12 protein-coding genes are annotated in these 23,071 nt (G+C 72.0%); 7 read left to right on the top strand and 5 right to left on the bottom strand.

The annotated features are described in order from the left end of the window. Positions 1 to 21 precede the first annotated feature (21 nt). Entirely contained in the window at positions 22 to 774 is a 753-nt protein-coding gene (locus tag QRX60_RS38190; protein ID WP_285996320.1) for a class I SAM-dependent methyltransferase, read from the top strand. Here the strand turns inward: QRX60_RS38190 and QRX60_RS38195 are convergent. From QRX60_RS38195 to QRX60_RS38205, 3 genes are read right to left on the bottom strand one after another with little or no spacing between them, the layout of a single operon-like run. Then, positions 761 to 1,528: a polyprenol monophosphomannose synthase gene (locus tag QRX60_RS38195; protein ID WP_285996321.1), complete on the bottom strand. Its 768-nt coding sequence runs from the start codon at positions 1,526 to 1,528 to the stop codon at positions 761 to 763. The genes QRX60_RS38190 and QRX60_RS38195 overlap by 14 nt on opposite strands. Positions 1,529 to 1,554: 26 nt before the next feature. Further along, positions 1,555 to 3,183 (bottom strand): apolipoprotein N-acyltransferase, encoded by a 1,629-nt coding sequence (gene lnt, locus QRX60_RS38200; protein WP_285996322.1) that lies wholly within the window; start codon positions 3,181 to 3,183, stop codon positions 1,555 to 1,557. Between the two features lie 11 nt (positions 3,184 to 3,194). After that, entirely contained in the window at positions 3,195 to 4,787 is a 1,593-nt protein-coding gene (locus QRX60_RS38205) for an amidohydrolase (protein ID WP_285996323.1), read from the bottom strand. A gap of 131 nt (positions 4,788 to 4,918) precedes the next feature. Between QRX60_RS38205 and QRX60_RS38210 the strand changes: the two genes are divergently transcribed. Next, on the top strand, positions 4,919 to 6,307 hold the full coding sequence (locus QRX60_RS38210; protein ID WP_285996324.1) for a KamA family radical SAM protein: 1,389 nt from the start codon (positions 4,919 to 4,921) through the stop codon (positions 6,305 to 6,307). Between the two features lie 87 nt (positions 6,308 to 6,394). On the opposite strand, the gene QRX60_RS38215 is transcribed toward QRX60_RS38210, so the two are convergent. Both QRX60_RS38215 and QRX60_RS38220 read right to left on the bottom strand, forming a co-directional pair. Continuing rightward, positions 6,395 to 6,814, bottom strand: a complete 420-nt coding sequence (locus QRX60_RS38215) for a hypothetical protein (RefSeq protein WP_285996325.1) — start codon at positions 6,812 to 6,814, stop codon at positions 6,395 to 6,397. Continuing rightward, positions 6,811 to 7,251 (bottom strand): MarR family winged helix-turn-helix transcriptional regulator, encoded by a 441-nt coding sequence (locus QRX60_RS38220; protein ID WP_285996326.1) that lies wholly within the window; start codon positions 7,249 to 7,251, stop codon positions 6,811 to 6,813. The genes QRX60_RS38215 and QRX60_RS38220 overlap by 4 nt, the downstream gene beginning before the upstream one ends. Before the next feature lie 192 nt (positions 7,252 to 7,443). On the opposite strand from QRX60_RS38220, the gene QRX60_RS38225 reads away from it, so the two are divergent. The 5 genes from QRX60_RS38225 to QRX60_RS38245 are packed head-to-tail and all read left to right on the top strand — an operon-like array spanning position 7,444 to position 23,061. Continuing rightward, positions 7,444 to 9,996: a M64 family metallopeptidase gene (locus QRX60_RS38225; protein ID WP_285996327.1), complete on the top strand. Its 2,553-nt coding sequence runs from the start codon at positions 7,444 to 7,446 to the stop codon at positions 9,994 to 9,996. After that, positions 9,993 to 14,594: a DUF6603 domain-containing protein gene (locus QRX60_RS38230; protein ID WP_285996328.1), complete on the top strand. Its 4,602-nt coding sequence runs from the start codon at positions 9,993 to 9,995 to the stop codon at positions 14,592 to 14,594. The genes QRX60_RS38225 and QRX60_RS38230 overlap by 4 nt, the downstream gene beginning before the upstream one ends. Next, complete coding sequence (locus QRX60_RS38235) at positions 14,591 to 16,549, top strand: S8 family serine peptidase (RefSeq protein ID WP_285996329.1); 1,959 nt, start codon at positions 14,591 to 14,593, stop codon at positions 16,547 to 16,549. The genes QRX60_RS38230 and QRX60_RS38235 overlap by 4 nt, the downstream gene beginning before the upstream one ends. Then, positions 16,546 to 18,480, top strand: coding sequence for a S8 family serine peptidase (locus tag QRX60_RS38240; protein ID WP_285996330.1), 1,935 nt, complete (start codon positions 16,546 to 16,548; stop codon positions 18,478 to 18,480). Before QRX60_RS38235 ends, QRX60_RS38240 begins: the two co-directional genes overlap by 4 nt. A gap of 39 nt (positions 18,481 to 18,519) precedes the next feature. Beyond that, positions 18,520 to 23,061, top strand: a complete 4,542-nt coding sequence (locus QRX60_RS38245; RefSeq protein WP_285996331.1) for a kelch repeat-containing protein — start codon at positions 18,520 to 18,522, stop codon at positions 23,059 to 23,061. The last annotated feature ends 10 nt before the right edge of the window (positions 23,062 to 23,071 follow it).

Genomic DNA, 23,071 nt, shown 5'->3' on the forward strand with positions numbered 1-23,071 from the left:
CCGATGACGGGAGAAGACGGCATGAGTGAGCACCGGGTCCGGTTCGCGGCGCTGTTCGACGCCGAGGTGCGGCCGCACAACGAGCGGTTCCGCGCCGCGGCCGCCGTGCAGCCGGGCGAGGATGTCCTCGACGTCGGCTGCGGCACTGGCGAATCCACCCGCGAAGCCGCGCAGGCGGGCGCGACGGCGCTGGGCGTCGACGTCTCGGAGCAGGCGATCGCCAAAGCCCGCGAGCTCGGCGGGGCGAGCTTCGAGGTCGCCGACGTGCAGACGCACGCGTTCCCGGCCGCGGCGTTCGACGTCGTGCTGAGCCGCTTCGGGGCGATGTTCTTCGCCGACCCGGCCGCGGCGTTCGCCAACCTCGCCCGCGCGCTGCGGCCCGGCGGGCGCCTGGTGCTGCTGGTGTGGCAGGAGCGGGACCGCAACGAGTGGTACTCGGTGCTGCACGACGCGGTGGCGCCCGGCACCACCCCGCCACCCGCAGGGCCGCACTTCTCCCTCGGCGACCAGAGCCACACCGACGCCCTGCTGCGGGGCGCGGGCTTTGCCGACGTCGAGTTCACGGAGCTGCGCGAGCCCGTCTGCTACGGGCCCGACGCGGCGACGGCGTGCGAGTTCGCTCTCGGCCTCAAAGACGTCCAGGAGCTGTTCGCCGGCGGCGACCCGCAGTCGGTGACCCGCCTCCGGGACGCGTTTGCCGCGCACGAGACTCCGGACGGCGTGATGCTGGGCGCCCGGACCTGGATCGTGACCGCCCGGCTCAGCCGCGCTTGAGCAGCCGCCGCACCTGCTGCCAGCGGCGCTCGGCGCCCCACTTCGCCACCCGGAGGAACGCCTCGCGGATGATCGAGCCGTCCATCTTCGACTCGCCGATCTCGCGCTCGGTGAAGGTGATCGGCACCTCGACGATCTCGAACCCGGCCTCGGCCGTGCGGATCGTCAGGTCGATCTGGAAGCAGTAGCCGTGCGAATTGACCTCGTCCAGCGCCAGCTTCTCCAGCACCGGGCGCCGGTAGGCGCGGAAACCGGCCGTGATGTCCCGGGTCCGCATGCCGAGCGCGATCTGCGAGTAGACGTTGGCGCCCCGCGAGAGAACCTGGCGCTTGAGCGGCCAGTTCACCACGCTGCCGCCCGGCACGTACCGCGACCCGATGGCCAGGTCCGCGTCGCCGACGGCGTCCAGCAGCCGCGGCAGGTCCTCCGGCGCGTGCGAGCCGTCCGCGTCCATCTCGACGATCGTGTTGTACTCCCGGGCCAGCCCCCAGCGGAACCCGGCGATGTAGGCCGCCCCCAGCCCCGCCTTCTCGGTCCGGTGCATGACGTGGACGTTCTCGTTCGCGGCGGCGCGCTCGTCGGCGAGCTCACCGGTGCCGTCCGGGCTGCCGTCGTCCACCACGAGCACGTGCACGTCCGGAAGTGCCTTGTGCAGGCGATCCAGGATCGGGCCGAGGTTCTCCCGTTCGTTGTACGTCGGGATCACCACCAGCACCGGCTCGATTTCCCGGGCCCCCCGCGGCGCCTGCGACATCCGTGCTCCTCCGATATCCGCGGCGGTCAGCCCGCCGCTTCCCCTGCCGTGCCGGCGCTGGTGCGCCGGGTGCGAAAACGGAGCACGAGCCCGCCGGCCACCCCGGCGATCGCCAGTGCCAGCAGCCCGTACTCCGTCCACGCACCTAGTCGATCCGACAGCGTAGTCTGCGTCCGCAGCGGGACGCGCCCGACCAGGGAATCGGCGGTGAAAAGGCCGGTTGAGCTGGTAACCGTCCCGTCGGGGGCGACGATCGCGCTCACACCCGAGACGGCGGACACCACGACCGAACGGCCGTGTTCGACCGCGCGCAGCCGGGACATGGCCAGCTGCTGCAGGCTCATCTCGCTCTCGCCGTACCAGGCGTTGTTGGTCGGCACGACGAGCAGTTCGGCGCCGTCGCGGACGGCGTCGCGCGCCGGGTAGTCGAACGCGGCCTCGTAGCAGACGAACGTGCCGACCTTCGTGCCCGCGACGGCCATGGCCTGGTTCGTGCCGTCGCCGGGGACCATGTCGACGGTCTCGGTGTCGAGGAACGGCGTGACGAGCTCGGCGACCTTGCGGGCGGGCACGTACTCGCCGAACGGCACCAGCTGCTGCTTCGCGTAGCGCTGCCCGGGCCCGGTGTGGGGGTCCCAGGCGATGACCGAGTTCTGCAGGTGGCGGTCCGGCAGCTCGTAGATCGCGCCGATCAACGCGGGCACGCCGAAGTTCGCCACGAGCTGGTCGACCTGCGGGTCGGGACCGGTGACGGTGGTGGCGCTCTCGGGCCACAGCAGCAGGTCCGGTTTCGGGACCCGGCCGGCGTGGATGGCGTCGAGCAGCCGTTCGCTCTCGGCGATGGTGTTGCGGCGCAGGACGTCGCGCTCGCCCTGCAGCGCCAGCCCGATGTCCGGGGCGTTGCCCTGCACGGTGGCGACGGTGAGCTCGCCGTCCTGCGCGCCGGTGCCGATGGACGGCCACAGCGCCAGGCCGGCCACCACGGGCAGCAGGGTGCCGGTGGCGGCGAAGACGGCCGGGCGGGTCCGCAGGGCGGCGGTGAGTGCTTCGCGGCCGTCCCAGAGCCGTCCGACGAGGGCGGCGAGGCAGAACCCGCTGAGGACGACGGCCAGGCCGACCAGCGGCGCGCCACCGATCGAGGCGAGCGGCAGGAACGCGCCTTCGGGCTGGCTGAACGCGACCCGGCCCCACGGGAAGCCGCCGAAGGGGAACCACGCGCGCGGGGTCTCCAGCGCGATGAAGATCAGCGCGCCCCACAACGGCGCGAGCGGCAGGCGGGACACCCACGTGATGAGGCCGCCCGCGAGGCCGTAGTAGAGCGCGAGCGCGAACGACAGGCCCAGCCACGGCCACGGGCCGAAGTCGGGGCCGAGGAAGTCCAGCAGCCACGTCAGCAGCGGCAGGAAGAACACGAACCCGAACGCGAAGCCGTAGCCGAACGCGCCGCGGAAGCTCCGGCCGCGCAGCACGAGCGCGAACCCGGCGAACGCCAGCGGCGCGAGCCACCACAGCGGGCGCGGCGAGAAGCTCAGGTAGTAGGCGAACCCGGACACCAGCGCGGCGGCCAGGCGCAACTGCCGGGCTCGCGGGAACCGCCGGGTGCGGGCGGGTTGGTGCGGGGCGCCCGGTTCGGGGTCCGCCACGGTGACTGCCACAGGCGACAACTCTAGGTGATGGCGTCGTGGAGGACTTCACCCGCGCGGACGGTGCGCAGGCAGTGCGGCAGGGCGGCGTCCGGTTCGAGCCGCGGCAGGGGCGGCACGCCGGCGCGGGGGTCGGTGGACCAGCGCTGCACGCGGCTGTCCGGGGTCGCGACGACGAGGTCCGTCGCGTCCCAGATCGCGTAGTGCGCCGGCGCACCCGGGACGAGGCTGCCGGTGACGCCGTCGTTGACGCCGGCCGCCCGGTGCCCGGCCCGGGTGTGGGCGGTGAACGCCGCCCGCGGGGACAGGCCGGCGCCCGGGGTGCGGTGGTAGGCGGCCGCGCGGACGCTCGCCCACGGGTCGAGTGGGGTCACCGGCGCGTCGGAGCCGAAGGCGAGCAGGACGCCTTCGGCGGCCAATGCCGAGAACGGGTTGAGCCCGGCGGCGCGGTCGCCGAGGCGTTCGGCGTACATGCCGTGGTCGCCGCCCCAGAGCGCGTCGAACGGCGGTTGCATCGAGGCGACCACGCCCCAGCCGGCCAGGAGCTTCGCCTGGTCGGCGGTGACCATCTCCAGGTGCTCGAGCCGGTGGTGCCGGGCGGCGAGCGCGCGCTGCCCGACCTCCTTCTCGGCGAGCCGGAAGCCTTCGACGACCTCGGCGACGGCGGCGTCGCCGATGACGTGGAAGCCGGCTTGCAGCCCGGCTTCGGTGCAGGCGGCCAGGTGCTCGCCGATGCGGTGCGCGTCGAGGTAGAGCGTGCCGGAACCGGCGTGGTCGGCGTAGGGGGCGCTCAGCGCCGCGGTGTGGGAGCCGAGGGCGCCGTCGACGAACAGGTCACCGGCCAGGCCGCGGGCGCCGAGTTCGCGGGCGGTGTCGACGGCGCCGAGCTCGCCCCAGTAGCCGACGACTTCGGGCCGGTCCGGGCCGGTGAGGGCGAGCAGGGCGGCCAGGTCGTCGCGGCCGGAGATGTCGGGGCCGGCGCACTCGTGGACGCTGACGATCCCGCGGGCCGCGGCCTCGGCGAGGAACGCGCGCTGGGCGCGTTCGCGCTGGTCCGGGGTGATCGCGGCGCGCACGGCCGCGCGGACGGCGTGGTGGGCGGCGCGGGTCAGCGGGCCGTCGGGCGACCAGCCTTCGGCGTCGCGGGCGGCCGGGGCCAGCTCGACCAGTGCGGTGGAGACGAGCGCGGAGTGGACGTCGACGCGGCTGAGGTAGACGGGCGTGCCACCGGCAGCGTCGTCGAGCTCGGCGCGGCTGGGCAACCGGGGGTCGGCCCAGCCGCTTTCGTCCCAGCCGTGGGCGAGCAGGACCTGGCCGGGGACGACGGCGTCGCGCACGCGGGCCAGTAGTTCGGCACCGCTGCGGACGCCGGTGAGGTCGAGCCCGGTCAGGTGCAGCCCGGTGGCGGTGGCGTGGACGTGGGCGTCGACGAACGCGGGCGCGACGAACGCGCCGTCGAGGTCGACGATTTCGGCGCCGGGGTGGAGGGTGCGGGCCGGCGCGTCCTGGCCGACCCAGACCACGGTGCCGCCGGTGACCGCCATGGCCGTGGCGTCCGGGCCGGCGGGGGTGTAGATGCGCCCGCCGAGCAGGAGCGTCGTGTGTTCGTCCGTCACGCCCTCGAGTCTGCCCCGCCGCCGGCGGCTTCCTCCACCTGGGGGAAGACATGTCAGCAGGCAGGAAGATTTACTCCGTGAGAACGTTATGACAGGATATTTTAACGCGTTCCCGACGACTAGGAGTACAAGTGACTGCGACCCAGGAACCTGTGACGCCAGCCGCCGCCTTCGACCAGCCCTACGAGTACGCCCGCGCCGAGCTGGTGGAACCCGACTGGCGCCGCTTCCCGGGCTGGCACGACGTGACCGACGCCGAGTGGCGTGACGCGCAGTGGCAGCGGGTGCACTGCGTCCGCAACGTCAAGCAGCTGCGCGCCCTGATGGGCGACCTGCTGGAGGAGCGCTTCTACGACGACCTGCTCGCCGACCAGCGCGAGCTGGCGACGATGTCGATGCTGCTTCCGCCGCAGATGCTCAACACGATGGCGCCCACGGCGGGCACCGACCCGGCGAAGGTCACCGAGGCGTTCTACGCCGACCCGATCCGCCGCTACATGCTCCCGGTCAAGAGCGACCGCGACGCCACGTGGCCGAGCCACCCGCACTCGGAACGCGACTCGCTGCACGAGGCCGAGATGTGGGTCGTGGAGGGCCTGACCCACCGCTACCCGACCAAGGTGCTGGCCGAGATGATCTCGACCTGCCCCCAGTACTGCGGCCACTGCACCCGCATGGACCTGGTCGGCAACTCCACCGAGCAGATCGAGAAGCACAAGCTGACGCTCAAGCCGGTCGACCGCCAAGACGCGATGATCGCGTACCTGAAGAAGACCCCGGGCGTGCGCGACGTGGTGGTCTCCGGCGGCGACGTGGCCAACGTGCCGTGGCCGCAGCTGGAGTCGTTCCTGATGCGCCTGATGGACATCGACACGGTCCGCGACATCCGCCTGGCGACGAAGGCCCTGGCGGCACTGCCGCAGCACTGGATCCAGCCGAAGGTGGTGGAAGGCCTGGAGCGCGTCGCGGTGACCGCCCAGCGCCGCGGTGTCAACCTGGCGATCCACACGCACGTGAACCACGCCCAGTCGGTGACGCCGCTGGTGGCGGAGGCGGCCCAGACGGCGCTGAATGTCGGTGTCCGCGACGTCCGCAACCAGGGCGTGCTGATGCGCGGGGTCAACGCGACGCCGGCGCAGCTGCTGGACCTGTGCTTCGCGCTGCAGGGCGAGGCGAACATCCTGCCGTACTACTTCTACATGTGCGACATGATCCCGAACGCCGAGCACTGGCGGGTTTCGGTGCACGAGGCGCAGGAGCTGCAGCACTCGATCATGGGGTACCTGCCGGGGTACGCGACCCCGCGGATCGTCTGCGACGTGCCCTACGTCGGGAAGCGGTGGGTGCACCAGCTGGCCGAGTACGACCGGGAACTGGGGATTTCGTACTGGACGAAGAACTACCGGACGGGCATCGAGCTGGAGGACCCGGAGGCGTTGCAGCGGCGGTACCCGTACTACGACCCGATCTCGACCCTGCCCGAAGCCGGCCGGCAGTGGTGGGCCACCCGCTCCAGCTGACGCGAGCGCTCAGCCCTCAGGAGGTACCGAAGGGGTGCCGTGGAACGAAGTTCGTTCCACGGCACCCCTTCTCGGTTGCCTGCGCTGTCAACCGCCGGCGGTGAGCAGGGCTGCCACATCGTGGTGGTTGAGGTAGACGAGGATGCGCGGGCCGTCGGGTTCGCGGCGGATCAGGAAGGTCGATTCCAGGCGCAGAGGATCCCGGTCGGCGCGTTCCGCGGTCCAATCGACGCTGACCAGGACGTGGTGATCATCGAGGCGCAGTTGACGGGCGTCGGTGCGCCGGATCGCGCCGATCCCGGCGGCGTCGAACATGCCGCGTCGGGCGGATAGTGCCGCGGCGAGCACCGCGGGGGTGAGGGTGACCGCGCGGGCCGGGTCCAGCGCGAGGAAGCTCGCGGCGAACAGCGTTGTCGCATCGGCGTCCGGCTCGGTGCTGCGCCGGTCGTATTCGTCGATGAACGCTTCGACATCGGGATCGGGTGAGGTCCAGTCGGAGGTGATCACAGTTCGGTCGCCACCTTCTCGAGTAGGGGTATCGCCGCGGCGAGCTGGTCCCGTTCGGCGGCGCTGAGCCGGTCGCGCAGCACCTGCTCGATGCGGCCGAGGCTGGCGGCCTCCCGGTGCCGCAGGGTGCGCCGGCCCGCGAAGGTGATGGTCACGACCACCCGGCGGCCGTCCTCGGGGGCTTTGGCCCGGGTCACCAGGTGCCGGGCCTGCAGGTGGGTCAAGGTCGCCGCGACGGCGGCGCCGGTGACCCCTTCATCGCCCGCCAGCGCTCCGGGAGAGGTAGGTCCGGAGGCGTCGAGCCGGTGCAGGACGGCGAGTTCGAGGAAGCTGAGACCTTCGCCGGTGTCGACGTACATCCGCCGAAGGCGCCGGGCCACCCGGCCGACAGCGAGGCGCAGATCGCGAGCCAGCTCTGGTGGATCTTGTCCGGGCATATGCTGAATCTAGCTTAATTAATCTGCCTTAAGCAAGTGGGCCGGAGACTCCCCCGAGCACCGGGACCGTGGCCGGTCGAGCGCGCTGCCGGATGCCCCGGCGCACCTTCCTCACCGTGTCGACGGATTGTCGACGAGTTGTCGACGGTCGCTGCGACAGTGAGGCTCGGCAAGCGAACCCGGGGGGACCGCATGACCATCGCCCGGCTGAAGTGGGCGGACACCGCCGCCACCGACCTGCACCTGATGCCCGGCCTTTCGTCGCCGGAGCTCGTCAGGCTGCTCCGCGTCGACGACCTCACCGACGCGACGCTCACGCAGGACCAGCCCTTGCCGGCAGATGCCAAGGTGACGTTCAAGCCGCAGCTGAAGACCGGCGTCGACCACGGCATCGAGGTGACGGCCGCCGGTGAGGTCACGGTGAAGACGCTCGCGCTGCGCGGGCATTCGTTCCTCCTCGGGGTCTCGCTGGACCAGGACCCGGCGATCACCACCCGCATCCGGATCCACGTGCACGAGAAGGTCTCCTCGCTGTGGCTCACCCCGGCGCGCCTGACGGTGCGCCAGGGGTCCGCCCAGGCGCGGTTCTCGGTGCTCGGTCTGTTCGACCAGGTGCTCGACGGGACCGTGGTCGTCAGCGAGGGCGTCATCGGTGACATCACCAACTGGTCGCCGTTCCGGGCGCCGAACGCGAACGAGCTCACCTACGTCCACCTCGCGCGCACGACCACCGCCGCGCTCACCTGGTCGGCCACCGGCGGCCCGATCACCGTCGACGCCCGGACCGGGGTGCTCACCGCACCGGTCGAGTCGGGCCCGGACACCAAGGTGACGGCCACCGCCGCCGGGCTGCACGCCGACGGCACGGCCGTCTGCGGCCCGTCCTGGTCCACCCACGTGCGGCTCGCGCACCTCGGCGGCCCCGGCGTGAAGCAGGTCGACACCGTGCCGAACATCCTCTTCCTGCCCGACGGCTTCCAGGACACCGATGCCGACAAGGCGCAGTACAACCGGCTCGTCGGCATCGTCAAGGACCGGCTGGAGAGCCGGCCCCACACCCGGCCGTACGCCGCCCTCACCGGCCGCGTCAACTACTGGCGGGGCTGGGTGCCCTCGCCCGACGCGGGGGTCACGGTGCTCGACGAACTCGACCCGAGCCCGGCTCCGGGAGAGCTCCCGGCGACGGCGGTGCCGCTGCCCCTGCCGAGCGCGACCCGCCCGGCCGCCGGCTGGTCGCTCGCCGATGTCGTCAACGCCATCGGCCTGCCGAACCCGGCCGACTACCCGGCCGGCACCACCGTTGAGAGCAAGATCGTATTCCTGCAGAACGTCTACGACGACTTGATCACCGAGGACCTGCTCCGGCCACGGTTCGCCGAATGGGTCGCCCTCAACGACCGGCTGCTGCTCAACGAGCGTGACACCGCGTTCCACATGGCGTTCAGCGAGCGACCGTCGGCCGATGTGAACCTGCTCGAGCACCTCATCTCGCCGAACCCCCGCCGGATCTCCGACAACGACTTCAACAAGTTCCTCGACGCGCTCCGGGGCCCGGACGACGACGTCCTCCCGGCCGGGCTCTGGTCGACCGGCAAGGACCGGAACCGGGTGGTCGTGCTCTGCCGGTCCTCCCGGTACGGCGGTCTCGCGAGCCGGCGCAAGGTGAGCGACGACTCGACCGGGCTCACCGTCGGGGTGAGCCTGGCCGCCCGCCCGTTCCACCGGGTGCGGCTCAACGACGGGGGCAACGGGTTCGACCTGAAGCCGGACGACATCCCCACCGACGTCTTCTACGGGGTGTGGCTGACCGTCGCCCACGAGCTCGGGCACTCCTTCGGCCTGGGCGACGAGTACGGCGGGAAGACCGCCGCGCCGACGCCGCTCAAGATCCGCCAGGTGCGGGCCACCCCCAACGTCCAGGACCGGGCCTCGCTCTCCGCGGATGGGACCCCGGCCGGGGCGATCGACACCAGCAAGATCAAGTGGGCCGAGTGGCCGCGGATCGCCAAGGCCGGGGTGCTGAAGAACGGAATGACGGCACCGGCCGTCGGCCCGTTCACCGTCGACCTCGTCGACGTCAAGGCGAGCAGGCTGCGGACCGACGACATCGTCATGTTCCGCCGCCGCCCACTGGCCACGGCCGGGCCACCATCCTCGATCTGCAAGATCATCGCGGCGGACCCGGCGGCCAACACGGTGACCGTCGAGCCGTTGTTCGGCGCGACCATCGCGATCTTCCCGGCCGGGAGCATCCTGCTGGCCTACGTCCGCAAGCCCGACCCCGACTTCAAGGCGAACAAGTTCGGCGGTCTGCTGACGCTGGCCGACCCGGACGTGCTCCAGCGCATCACCGACACGCAGAACCCGTTGAACGCCAACCCGATGAAGGGCGAAGCCGATCCGCCGAACGACGACCACGGCCGGGCGTGCGGCAATGTCAAGCTGCCGGTGCCGACGTTCGCGACCAACTTCCCGCACCGCGCGGCGCCGAGGCCACCCGGCTTCTCGTACTGGACGATCGGGCTTTACGAGAACGGCAGCGAGCACAACTGCGGGATCTACCGCCCGACCGGCACCTGCGTGATGAACCGCCAGTTCTTCGTGGAGCCCAAGACGAAGTCCGTGAAGCTGGCCGACTTCTGCATCATCTGCCGCTACGCCTTCGTCGACAACGCCGATCCGACGCTGCACGGCGCGGTGGAGGCGGACTTCCGCGAGCGCTACGGGAAGCGAGGGGCGAGATGACCGACCCCGCCGGCGATCGCGGCACCTTGGGCCTGATCGCCCACCACCTCGTCGAAGCCGTCCGGCCCCTCGAGGACGCGTTCTCGGACGCGGCCGCCTTCACAACGCTGATGCGCCAGCTCGGCTGGCAGGTACCCGGCCTGCCGCCGTCCTACCCCGCCGTCGCGGCGGCGGTCACCCAGGCCGTCAACGCGCTCGAGCTGCTCTCCGACGGCGCCACCGTCGAAGAGATCCTCGCCGTCGTCGGCAAAGCCGGGGACGTCTACCGGGCGATCTCGGCGCTGACCCAGGCTCCGGCCGGGATCGACCCCGCGGTGTTCCTCCCCGGGCTGGCCCGCCGCATCTTCGAGTACCTGCTGGGCAGGCAGCTGCTGGCCGAGGCGCCCGACTGGTACGCCGCGCTCGAGGCGCTCGGGATCATCGTGCCCGAGTTCCAGCCGGCCGCCGCCGGTCGCGCCGACCACGTGCGGGTCCGCTTCGACTGGGACCGGATCCCCGCGCTCCTGGCGGATCCGTCGCCGGTGCCGGCCGCGGTCTACGGCTGGGGCACGCCGAACCTGGCCTTCGGCAAGCTCGCCGAACTGCTCGCCGGGCTCGTCGCGGGCCTCGGCCTGCCGGTGACGCTCGACCAGCTGTCCGACGACGAAATCGCTCCCCTGCACACCGAGGCGACCCGGCCACCGGACGAAACCGCCGGCCAGGGCCTGACCCTGATGCTCGGCGAGACCGCCCTGCCCGGCGGGACGGTGGCGCCGATCGGGCTCCAGCTCACCGGGCTGCCTGCCGACGGCGAGGCGCTGCCCGGGATGATCCTGCTGCCGCTGGTGCCCGACGGCGTCGACGCGGCCGTGCCGCTCGGCGGCGACTGGACGCTCGTCGTGCGCGCCGGCACGGATCTGGCCCAGCAGCTCGCCGTGTTCGCGCGGCCGGGCGACGTCGGCGTGCGCTACCCGGGCGAGCCCGGCCGGGCGCTGCCGGGTGCCGGGTTCGGGGTGTCGCTCGTATTCGCCCCGGACACCGCCGTCCGGTTGTTCGGCCAGCCCGGGCAGACCCGCCTGGAGCTGACCGGGGCGAAACTCGATGCGGCCGTCGACGTGCGTGGCGGCGAACCCGAGGTGGGGTTCCGCGCCGCCGTCGACGGGCTGGCGCTCGTGGTCAGCGCCGCCGGGGCGGACGGGTTCCTCGGGACCGTGCTGGGCGACACCGAACTGCGGGTGGCGATCCCCGCCCAGCTCGCCTGGTCGAGCCGGACCGGACTGCAGTTCACCACCCAGGCCGGGCTCGAGGTGACCGTCAGCCCGAACCTGGACCTCGGGTTCGCGCACGTCGACCGCGTCACCCTGGCCGTGGCGGCCGACGGGACGGCACTGGCCACCCGCGCCCAAGCGGCGTTCTCGGGCAGGTTCGGCCCGTTCGCCTACGTCGTCGACGGCTTCGGTGTCGAACTCCCGGTCGCCTTCACCGACGGCAACGCCGGCCCGTTCGACGTCGGCCTGCACGTCACGCCGCCGACCGGGGTCGGGCTGGCGGTGGACGCGGGGGTGATCTCCGGCGGCGGGTTCCTCTCCTTCGACGCCGAGCGGGGCGAGTACGCCGGCGCGCTGGAACTGGAACTGGCGGACTTCCTGGCCGTCAAGGCGATCGGGGTGATCACGACCCGGCTGCCGGGCGGCGCCCGCGGGTTCTCGCTGCTGATCGTGCTGACCGCCGAGTTCGGCACCGGTCTGCAGCTGGGGGCGGGTTTCACGCTGCTGGCCGTCGGCGGGCTCGTCGGGCTCAACCGCGGGATGAACCTGGCGGCGCTGGTCGAGGGCGTCCGGACCGGCGCGATCGAGTCCGTCGCCTTCCCGAAGGACGTCGTCGCCAACGCGCCCCGGATCCTGTCCGACCTCGCGCGGTTCTTCCCGCCGGAGCAGGGCACGTTCCTGATCGGGCCGATGGCCAAGATCGGCTGGGGCACGCCCACTCTGGTGACCATCTCGCTCGGCGTCATCATCGAAATCCCGGGCAACGTCGCCGTGCTCGGCGTCCTCAAGGCCGCGCTCCCCACCGCCGACAAGCCGCTGCTGGTCGTGCAGGCCCAGTTCGTCGGCGCGCTCGAACTCGACAAGTCCCGGCTGTGGTTCTTCGCGAAGCTCTTCGACTCGCGTGTTCTCACCATGACCATCGAGGGCGGGATGGGCGTGCTGGTCGCCTGGGGTGACAACCCCGATCTCGTCCTCACCGTCGGCGGCTTCCACCCCGCCTACCGGCCACCCCCTCTCCCCTTCCCGATCCCCGACCGGCTCTCGGTCGACATCCTCAACCGCAGCAACCAGCTCATCCGCGTCTCCGGCTACTTCGCCATCACCAGCAACACCGTCCAGTTCGGTGCGAAAGCCGAACTCCGGCTCGGCTTCAGCGCGTTCCGCGTCGAAGGGCACCTCGGCTTCGACGCACTCTTCCAGCTGTCCCCGTTCCGGTTCGCCATCCACATCGGTGCCCACGTCACCCTCAAAGCCTTCGGCGTCGGCGCGTTCGGCATCGACCTCGACTTCCAGCTCGAAGGCCCCGCACCCTGGCGCGCCCATGGCCGCGGCTCGATCGGGTTCCTCTTCTTCTCCATCTCCGCCAACTTCGACATCACCTGGGGCGAAGACCGCGACACCACGCTGCCACCCGTGGCCGTGCTTCCGTTGCTGGCCAACGAAATCGGCAAGACCGAAGGCTGGGAGACCCGGCTGCCCTCGGGCGGGACCCGGGCGCTGGTCACCCTCCGGGAGCTGCCCGACACCGGCGAACTCGTGCTGCATCCCCTCGGCACGCTGTTCGTCCGGCAACGCGCCCTGCCGCTGAACGTCCGGCTCGACCGCGTTGGCGGGCAGAAGGCCGGGGACGGCAAGCGGTTCACCATCGCACCTCTCGACAACACCGGCCTCAAGCGAGTCTCGGACACCGGCGACCGCTTCGCGATGGGACAGTTCCAGACCCTCTCCGACGCCGCCGCCCTGTCCCGTCCCTCCTACGAGACCCAGGACGCCGGCCTCGAACTGACCGCCGACACCGCCCTCGCCACGGCCCGCGTCGTCCGCCGCAGCGCCCGCTACGAACTGCACGTCATCGACAGCACCGCCACTCCGGCGAGTCCTCGTGCGGCCGCCCTCGCCGCGCCGCAGAAGCGGTTCCACAGCGTCAGCGGGCCGGTCTTCGACGAACTGACCCGTGGCAGCAGCACCAGCCGCGCGGCGCTGTCGGCGCGGCAAGCCACGCAGAAGCAGCCGTTCGCGGCCACCGACGCCGTCCGCGTCACCGAACAGCGGTTCGTCGTCGCCTACCGCAAGAGCAATCGCCAGGCGTTCCCGCCCGGCGTACCGGGACGGCGGTCGCACGCGACCACCTTCCGCAGCCGGACCACGGCGGAGGACGCGCTCGCCGAGTTCGTCACCGCGGACCGGGCCTTGGACGGCCTGCTGCACGTGATCCCGGTGGCGGAGGCGGCGGTGTCCCCGGTCGCGTCCGGGACGTGGTCCGACGCCGGGCCGCTGCCGGTGCCCGCGTCGGAGACCGACCTGGCCACGCTCGCCGACGGCCGCGTGCTGCTGGCCGGTGGCACCGCACCCGAAGGGTCGTCGCTCGCCGCCACGGCGTTGTTCGACCCGACCGCCGACGCGTGGTCCGCCGGACCGCCGCTGGCAACCGCACGCCGGCGGCACACCACCACCCGGCTCGGCACCGGCCGCGTCCTCGCCCTCGGCGGGCGGTCCGGCACCGAGGTGCTCGCCTCGGCGGAGGTCTTCGACCCCGCCGCCGGCGCCTGGGCACCCGTGGCCGCGATGAGCACGGCCCGCCACGGCCACGCGGCTACCGCACTGCATGACTGGCGAATCCTCGTCACCGGCGGCAGCGGGGTCCGGACCGGCCAGGAAGACGGCGCACTCGCGTCGGCCGAGCTGTTCCACCCGGCCACCGGAACCTGGACCGCCACCGCCCCGATGGGTGACGCACGCACCGGGCACCAGGCGGTCGTCCTCGACGACGGCCGGGTCCTCGTCATCGGCGGCGCCGTCCCCACCGGGAGCGGCCGGGAAGAAGCACTGGCGTACTGCGAGCTGTACGACCCGGACAAGAACGAGTGGACCCCCACCGGAACCCTTTCCCAGGCCCGGAAAGGCCACCAGGCGACCGTGCTGCCCGGCGGACACGTGCTGGTCACCGGCGGCGATCCGGTCGTCGCCGCCGACGGCACCGTCGACCCGCACAGCCTGGCCACGGCCGAACTGTTCGACCCCGCCACGCAGAAGTGGTCCGCCGCGGCGGACCTGCCCGGCGGGCGCGCCCGCCACCGGAGCCTGCTCCTGCGCTCGGAGCTCGTCCTCGTCCTCGGCGGGACCGGTGCGCCGGAAGCGACGGCGGGCTACCGGTCCGTCCTGGCCTACGACCACACCGACGGCTCCTGGTCCACAGTGGACGGACTGGGCACCGGCCGGTCCGGCTTCGGCGTCGTGGAACTGGCCGACGACCGGGTCCTGGTCGCCGGCGGCGTCGCGAGCGCGGGCGCGGCCGCCGAAAACCCGGAAGCCGGCACGCCGGCCCAGCGCAGCGAGGTGCTCATACCGTGACCCGGCCCCAGGATTTCCGCCTGCTGATCGGCCCGGAGCCGTTCGACCCCATCGACGTGGCCCCCGGCGCGCTCGCGCCCGGCAAGAAGGCGACGGTCGTCCAGTTCACCGCCGCCCTGACCATCCCGGACGTCGCCCGCTTGAAGAGCGCGTACGGCCTGGTCCTCGACCGGTTCATCCCGAACCTGGCCTACCTCGAACACCTCGACGACGCGACCGTCGCCAAGGTGCGGGCCGACTTCCTCGTCCGGACCTGCACCGCACTGGACCCGGCGCTGAAGCTCGCCCCTTGGATCCCCGCCACCGGCACGCCGCTCGCGCTGATCGTGACCTTGTTCGACGACACGGACCTCCCCGCCGTCCGGACGTCGCTGACCGCGGCCGGCGCCCGGGACGTCCAGGTCCTCGACAACCGGGAGATCGGCAGCCACCCCGTCGCGCGGTGCGCGATCGACGACCGGTCGGCGCTGCCGCTGGTCGCGGCGCTCGACGACGTCGTCTGGGTGGAGCCGGAGCAGGCCACTGTGTCCTTCAACGTCGAAGCGGCGCAGACGATCCAGTCCGGCACGGTCGGCGAGCACGGCGGCACGATCTGGGACCAGAAAATACACGGCGAAGGCCAGGTGATCGACATCATCGAGGAGGGCGGCACGATCGACCTGAGCCACTGCTTCTTCACCGACGACCCGGTGAACATCCCCGGCCCGCTGCACCGGAAGGTCCTCAAGCTCACCTCGAAGGCCGGCACCAAGGTGACCGAGCACGCCATGTTCGTCGCGGGTATCGCGGCGGGCGACGCACAAACCAACCAGGGCGCGCACCCGCACCGGGGCGGGGCGTGGGCGGCCAAGATCGTCTTCCGCACCCGGGACACCCACCTCGTGAACATGCTCGAGGACGGGATGAACGCCGGCGCCACGATTCACAACACCAGCTGGGGAGTCGAAAACCCGGACTACGACAAGACCGCGCGGGACGCCGACGACTTCAGCTTCCGCAACGAGGACCACGTGGTCGTCGGCGCCGCCGCGCCTTTCCACGGACCGAACGACAACAGGCCGCCCGGGATCGCCAAGAACGTCCTCTGCGTCGCAGCGGCCGAAGCGTTCCCCTTCGAGATGGACTATGGTGACGGGCAGCCCGGCCCGACCGTCCCCGACGGCCGCCGCAAGCCCGATCTCATCGCCGTGGGCGGTGGCATCAGCTCGGCGTTGCTCAACCCCGCGCCGGCCTCGGGGCCTTACTGCCTGACCGGCCCGCCGCAGGTCTTCGGCGCGACCGCCTCGAGCTGGGCGGCGCCGAACGCCGCGGCCGCGGCCGCGCTCGTGCGCCAGTACTTCACCGAGGGGTTCTACCCCCGCGGTGAGAGGCTGGGCAACCGGCCGTTCTTCCCGACCGGTGCGCTGATCCGGGCGGTGCTGCTCAACTCGACCGTCGACATGACCGGTTCCGGGCTCCCCACCGCCAGCCTCAAGGGCTACCCGACAGCCCTCGAGGGCTGGGGACGCATCCGGCTCGATCGCACTCTCTTCTTCCCGGGCAGTCCTCGCCGGTTGTTCGTTAACGACGTGCGGCACCTTGCCGGCCTGACGCTCGGACAGCAGGTGACCCGGCAGGTGTCCGTCGCCAACGGCAGCGAGATTCTCAAGATCACGCTGGTGTGGACGGACGTCCCACCGGCCGAGTCCCTGCACACCCTGCCGTCGCGCAATTCCATCCGGCTGGACGTGGAGGACCCCGCGGGAGTCCGGTACCTCGGCAACGACATCGACCGGACCACCGGGTTCTCCCGGCCGTTCGCACCAGCTACGTCCAGCGGGGCGGACCTCCGCAACAACGTCCAGATGGTCATCGTCGAGCACCCACCCGCCGGCCCCTGGAGGATCTCGCTCCACGGGGACCTGATCTTCGAGCAGCAAGGCTACGCACTCGTGGTGTCAGGAGCCTTGAAATGACCGACTTCCGCGTGTGGATCGGCCCGGAACCGTTCGATCCCGCCGAGGTGCGGGTGCCGGAGGCCCTCGCGTCGGCCACGAGGGCGACGCTCGTGCAGTTCCGGGCGTCCTTGAACGAGCCCGACGTCGCCCGCCTGAAGGCCGCGTACGGGGTGCGCCTCGACCGGTTCGTCCCGAACTTCTCGTTCCTCGAACGGCTCGACGACGAGACCGCCGCGAGGCTGCGCGCCGACTTCCTGGTCCGCACCAGCGTCCCGCTCGACCCGGCGTTGAAGCTCGCCTCCTGGATTCCCGCCGGCGCCACTCCGCTCGACCTGATCGCGACCCTGTTCGACGACGCGGACTCCGCCGCAGTCGGAGCCGCGCTGAGCGCGCTCGGTGCGCGCAACGTCGTGCTCACCGACAACCGGGCCTTCGGTGGCAGCCAGTACGCCGACTTCACCCTCGACGACCGGGCCAAGCTGCCGCTGGTCGCGGCCATCGACGAGGTGGTCCTGGTCGAGCCGGTCCCGGAGCGCGAGGTCACCGACGTCCCCGCGGCCCAGGTCTTCCAGTCGGGCGTCGCCGGCCTGAACACCACGCCGATCTGGGACCACGAACTGCACGGCGAGGGCCAGATCATCGGGCTCATCGACAAGGGCCACCTCGACCTGAACCACTGTTTCTTCAACGATCCCGACCACGCCAACGCAGGCGAGAACCACCGCAAGGTCCTCGGCATGTTCGACCAGAACTTCCCCGATGTCACCGAGCACTTCATGTTCGTCGCGGGCATCCTCGCCGGCAACTCGCTCGACAAGAACGGCACCCACGAGCACCGCGGCGGCGCGTGGGCGGCAAAGCTCGTCTGCCGCAGTCTCGACGACCTGTTCCCGCCGATCGGGCTCAAGATGGAGGGCATCCTCCAACGGGGGAAGGAGCTCGGGGCCGCCATCCACACCAACAGCTGGGGCGGCGTCATCCCGCTGTACAACACCGACGCCGTAGGTGCGGACAAGTTCAGCTTCGAGAACGAGGAACACGTGGTGATCGCCGCCGCGGCGAACACGACCGACCGGGGCACCGGCAACGGCGCGCCCGGGATCGCGAAGAACGTGCTGTGCGTGGCCGCGTCCCAGGGTCCGCCCGACCAGATGAAGTTCGGCAGCGGGAAACCGGGGCCGACCGCCGACGGGCGGCGCAAACCCGATCTCATGGCGGTGGGCAACGGCATCCAGTCCGCGTCCCTGAAACGGAATTCGACCGCTCTCTACTGCGACACCGGTCCCTACTTCAAGAACCCCGAACTGGCGGCCACGAGCTGGGCGACCCCCAACGCGGCGGCGGCCGCCGCCCTCGTACGCCAGTACTTCGTCGAGGGGTGGTACCCCCACGGCGAGAAACGGGCTGATCGCCGGATGACCCCGTCCGGCGCCCTGATCAGGGCGGTGCTGCTCAACTCGACCACCAACATGACCGGCATCGCGGGCTATCCGTCCGACGTCGAAGGCTGGGGGCAGATTCAGCTCGACCGCACCCTCGTCTTCAAGGAGGGCCGCCGTCGCCGGCTGCTGGTGAACGACGTGCGCAACAGCGCCGGGCTGACGCTGCACACGAGCACCTCACAACGCTTCTTCGTCGGCGACGACCACGAACAGCTCAAGATCACGCTCGTGTGGACGGATCCTCCCGCGGCCGAGTCCGCTACCCAGCCGACGAAGAACGTCCTCAAGCTGGAGGCCCGGGACGCGCTGGGGATCAGGTACCTCGGAAACGACTTCGACACCACCGCCGGCGTGTCCCGTGAAGGCGCGCCCGGCACCCCCGACCTGCTCAACAACGTCCAGATGATCGTCGTCGACCGGCCGTTCACCGGCCCGTGGACCATCACCGTCAGCGGAACCGTCGTCTTCGGCAAGCAGGGTTACGCCCTGGTCGTCACGGGCGCATGACATGAACGACTTCCGCACCGAGTCCACCGGAGGCACCGGATGGCACTGACCGTCGAAACCCTGATGCTCGAAATCGGGCGCGCGTTCGCCCCGCTCGAACAGCGCCTGCGTGGCGCCGAGATCCCGCTCCTGTTCGCCGAGATCGGGCTGCCCGCACCCGACGTCGTGCTCGGCGCGCAGGCGGTGCAGAACGCCGTCGGCGGCACCGCGACCGCGCTGAGCACGCTGCCGCGGGTGGTGACGGACCTGGCCGCGGCGATCGACGCCCACGACACCGCCCGGATCACCGCCGCGGTGGCCGCCGCGGCCCCGATGGTCAGGTCGGTCGCCACGGCCGTCGACGTGGTGTCCACCGCGATCACCGCGGCGGCGCGGACGGCGGGCCCGAGCCGGGCCGAGGTCGAGGCGTTCGCCGCCGAACTCGCGCAACGGCTGTTCGGCTTCGCGCTCATCACCTACCTCGAAGACCGCAAACCGGTCGCCGGCTACCTGCTGGGCCTGCTCGGGATCCTCGAGTCGACCCCGCTGGCCGCGACTCCCGCCGCGCCCGCGCACGTCCGCCGCGTCCTGCGGGTGGACCGGCTGACCGCGCTGCTGCGCGACCCGGTCGGCGTGCTCGCCGACATCTACGCCTGGGGCAGCCCGGAGTTCGACTGGGACCTGCTGCTGCGCCGGCTCTCGATCTTCCTCGTCGCGGTCACCGACTTCGCCTTCGTGCAGCCCGGCCCGCCGCTGTTCCTGCGCATCGCCGCGGTCGACGTCGGCGTCACCGACGATCCCGTCCCCGGCGTCGACGCCGAGTTGCGCCTCGCCACCGACCAGGCACTGAACCTGACCCTCCCGATCGGCGACACGGTCGCGCTGGTCGTGACGTCCGACGCGGCGCTGGAGGAGAAGGCCGCCGTCGAGCTGCTGCCCCCGGCGCAGCTGCGGGTCGTCCCGCCGACGGCGGAAGTGCGCGGCGGGGTGCGGCTGGGCCTGCAGGCGCCGTACGCCGACGGGGCGCCGCCGATCGTCGTGCTGGGTACGGCGGGAGGTTCGCGGATCGAGGCGCGGCGCCTGCGCGCGACGGCCGGCGCGGATCTGGTGTGGAACCCCACCGAGCGGCGGGCCGACGGCGCGCTGGTGTTCGAAGCCGCCGTCGAGGGCGGCAAGATCGTGCTGGACCTGTCGGACGCGGACGGCTTCATCGGCACGCTCCTGCCCGCGGGCAAGATCGAGCTCGACGTCGACTTCGTGCTGACGTGGTCGTCCGCCACCGGGTTGCGCTTCAAGGGATCCGGCGGCGCCGAAGTGGACGTGCCGGTCGACCTCAGCGCCGGGCCGGTGACCATCACCAGCCTGCACCTGGCGCTGCTGCTGGCGGCCGGCGGCGTCACGTTCGAGGCGTCGGGCTCGATCACCGCGCAGCTCGGCCCGGTCTTCGCGGCGGTCGCGCGGACCGGTGCCGTGCTGCGCCTGGAGCAGCCCCCGAGCGGCGGCAGCCTGGGGCTCGCCGACTTCTCCGGCGGGTTCAAGCCGCCCACCGGAGTCGGCCTGTCGGTCGACGCGGGCGGGATCTCCGGGGGCGGCACCCTCTCGTTCGAGCCGGACCGCGGGGAGTACTCCGGCTCGCTGGAACTCGAGTTCGCCGACTTCCTCGCGCTGAAGGCGATCGGGCTGATCACGACGCGCCAGCCGGACGGCTCGCCGGGCTTCTCCCTGCTGATGGTCCTCACCGCCGAGTTCGGCAGCGGCATCCAGCTGGGGTACGGCTTCCGCCTGCTGGCGGTCGGCGGGCTCGTCGGGCTCAACCGCGGGATGAACCTGGCGGCGCTGGTCGAAGGGGTCCGCACCGGCGCGATCGAGTCGGTGGCGTTCCCGAAGGACGTGGTCGCCAACGCGCCCCGGATCCTGTCCGACCTGGCACGGTTCTTTCCGCCCGACCAAGGCACGTTCCTGATCGGGCCGATGGCCAAGATCGGCTGGGGCACGCCGACGCTCGTGAGCATCTCCCTGGGGGTGATCATCGAGATCCCGGGCACCATCGCGGTCCTCGGCGTCCTGAAGGCCGCGTTGCCCACCGAGGACGATCCGTTGCTGGTGGTCCAGGCCCAGTTCGTCGGCGCGCTCGAGCTCGACAAGTCCCGGCTGTGGTTCTTCGCGAAACTGTTCGACTCCCGCATCCTGACCATGACCATCGAGGGCGGGATGGGTGTGCTGGTCGCCTGGGGCGACGCCCCCGACCTGGTGCTGACCGTCGGCGGCTTCCACCCGGCGTACCGGCCGCCGCCGCTGCCGTTCCCGATCCCCGACCGCCTGTCGGTCGACATCCTCAACCGCAGCAACCAGCTCATCCGCGTCTCCGGGTACTTCGCCGTCACGAGCAACACCGTCCAGTTCGGTGCCAAGGCGGAGCTGCGGCTGGGGTTCAGCGCGTTCCGCGTCGAAGGGCACCTCGGGTTCGACGCGCTGTTCCAGCTGTCGCCGTTCCGGTTCGCGATCCACATCGGTGCGCACGTGACGTTGAAGGCGTTCGGGGTCGGCGCGTTCGGGATCGACCTCGACTTCCAGCTCGAAGGCCCGGCGCCGTGGCGGGCCCACGGCCGGGGGTCGATCGGCTTCCTGTTCTTCTCGATCTCGGCGAACTTCGACATCACCTGGGGCGAGAACCGCGACACGACGTTGCCGCCGGTGGCCGTGCTTCCCTTGCTGGCCAACGAAATCGGCAAGCTCGAGGGCTGGGACACCCGGCTGCCGTCCGGGGACAACCGCACGCTCGTCACCCTCCGGCAGCTGCCCGAGACCGGCGAGATCGTGCTGCACCCGCTCGGCACGCTGTTCGTCCGGCAGCGCGCGCTGCCCCTGGGAGTCCGGCTGGACCGCGTCGGCGGGCAGAAGGCCGGGGACGGCAAGCGGTTCACCGTCAACCCGGTGGACGACAGCGGGCTCAAGCGGGTGTCGTTCACCGGCGACCGGTTCGCGATGGGACAGTTCCAGACCCTCTCCGACGCCGCCGCGCTGTCCCGGCCGTCCTACGAGACCCAGGACGCCGGCCTGGAGCTGACCGCCGACACCGCCCTCGCGACCGCTCGCGTCGTCCGCCGCAGCGCCCGCTACGAACTGCACCTGATCGACAGCGCCGCGACCCCGCGTGCCACCACCCTGGCCGCGCCGCTGAAACGGTTCCACAGCGTCAGCGGACCGGTGTTCGACGAACTCACCCGCGGCAGCAGCACCAGCCGCGCCGCGCTCTCGGCCCGGCAGGCCGCGCAGAAGCAGCCGTTCGCCGTACAGGACACCGTCCGCGTCACCGAACAGCGGTTCGTCGTCGCCTACCGCAAGAGCAACCGGCAGGCGTTCCCGCCCGGCTCGATCGCGCGGCCGGGCCGGACCACCGTGACGACGTTCCGCAGCCGGGCGACCGCCGAAGACGCCCTCGCGGACTTCGTCGCCGCGGACCGGGGACTCGACGGCCTGCTGCACGTGATCCCCGCGGCCGAGGCGGTGGGCAGCCCCGGCGTGCCGGGCACCTGGTCCGCCGCGGGAGTCCTGCCGGTCCCAGTGTCCACTGTGGACGCCGTGCCACTGGCCACCGGACGTGTCCTGCTCGCCGGCGGGACCGGCCAGGACGGCGGCGCCGTCGCCTCGACCACCCTGTTCGACCCGACCGCCGACTCGTGGTCCACCGGCCCGGCACTGGGCACCGCCCGCCGCCGGCACACCACCACCCGGCTCGACGACGGCCGGGTGCTCACGGCCGGCGGCCGCGGCCCGGACGCCGTGCTCGCGACGGCCGAGGTGGCCGACCCCGCCGCGAGCGTGTGGACGCCGGCGGCGGACCTGGGCGTCGCCCGGCACGGCCATTCCGCGACGAAGCTGCGTGGCGGCCGGGTGCTGGTCGCGGGCGGCAGTGGCGTGCGGCCCGGGCAGGACGACGGCGCCCTCGCCGCCTGCGAGGCGTTCGACCCCGCCACCGGCACCTGGGCGCCGCTGCCGCCGATGACCGACGCGCGCACCGACCACCAGGCCGTCCTCCTGCAGGACGGCAACGTCCTGGTCGTCGGCGGCGCCGTCCCGTGCGGGAGCGGCCGGAGCGGGCAGCTCGCCTACTGCGAGGTGTTCGACCGGGCGCAGGAGGACTGGGTCGTCACCGGCAGTCTCGCCCAGGCCCGCACCGGGCACCAGGCGACGCTGCTGCCGGACGGCTCGGTCCTGGTCACCGGCGGCGACCCGGTCGTCGCGGCCGACGGGACGCTCGACCCGCACAGCCTCGCCACGGCCGAGCGGTACGACCCGAAGAGCGGCACCTGGAGCGCGGCGGCGCCGATGCCGGGTGGCGGGCGCACCGGGCACCGGGCGCTGCTGCTGAGCTCCGGAGTCGTCCTGGTGACCGGCGGTACCGGCACACCGGAACGGACGGCGGGCTACCGCTCCGCCCTCCTCTACGACCCGGACCACAACACCTGGACGACGGTCTCGGGCCTGCTCCGAGGCCGCTCCGCCCACGCCGTCACCGAGTTGCCCGACGACCGGGTGCTCGTCGCCGCCGGTGTTTCCGGCCCCGACCCCGCCGGCACCGGCGAGGTGCTCATCCCATGACGTCAGCGAA

The sequence above is a fragment of the Amycolatopsis mongoliensis genome, assembly GCF_030285665.1.
GTDB classification, from domain to species: Bacteria; Actinomycetota; Actinomycetes; order Mycobacteriales; family Pseudonocardiaceae; genus Amycolatopsis; species Amycolatopsis mongoliensis.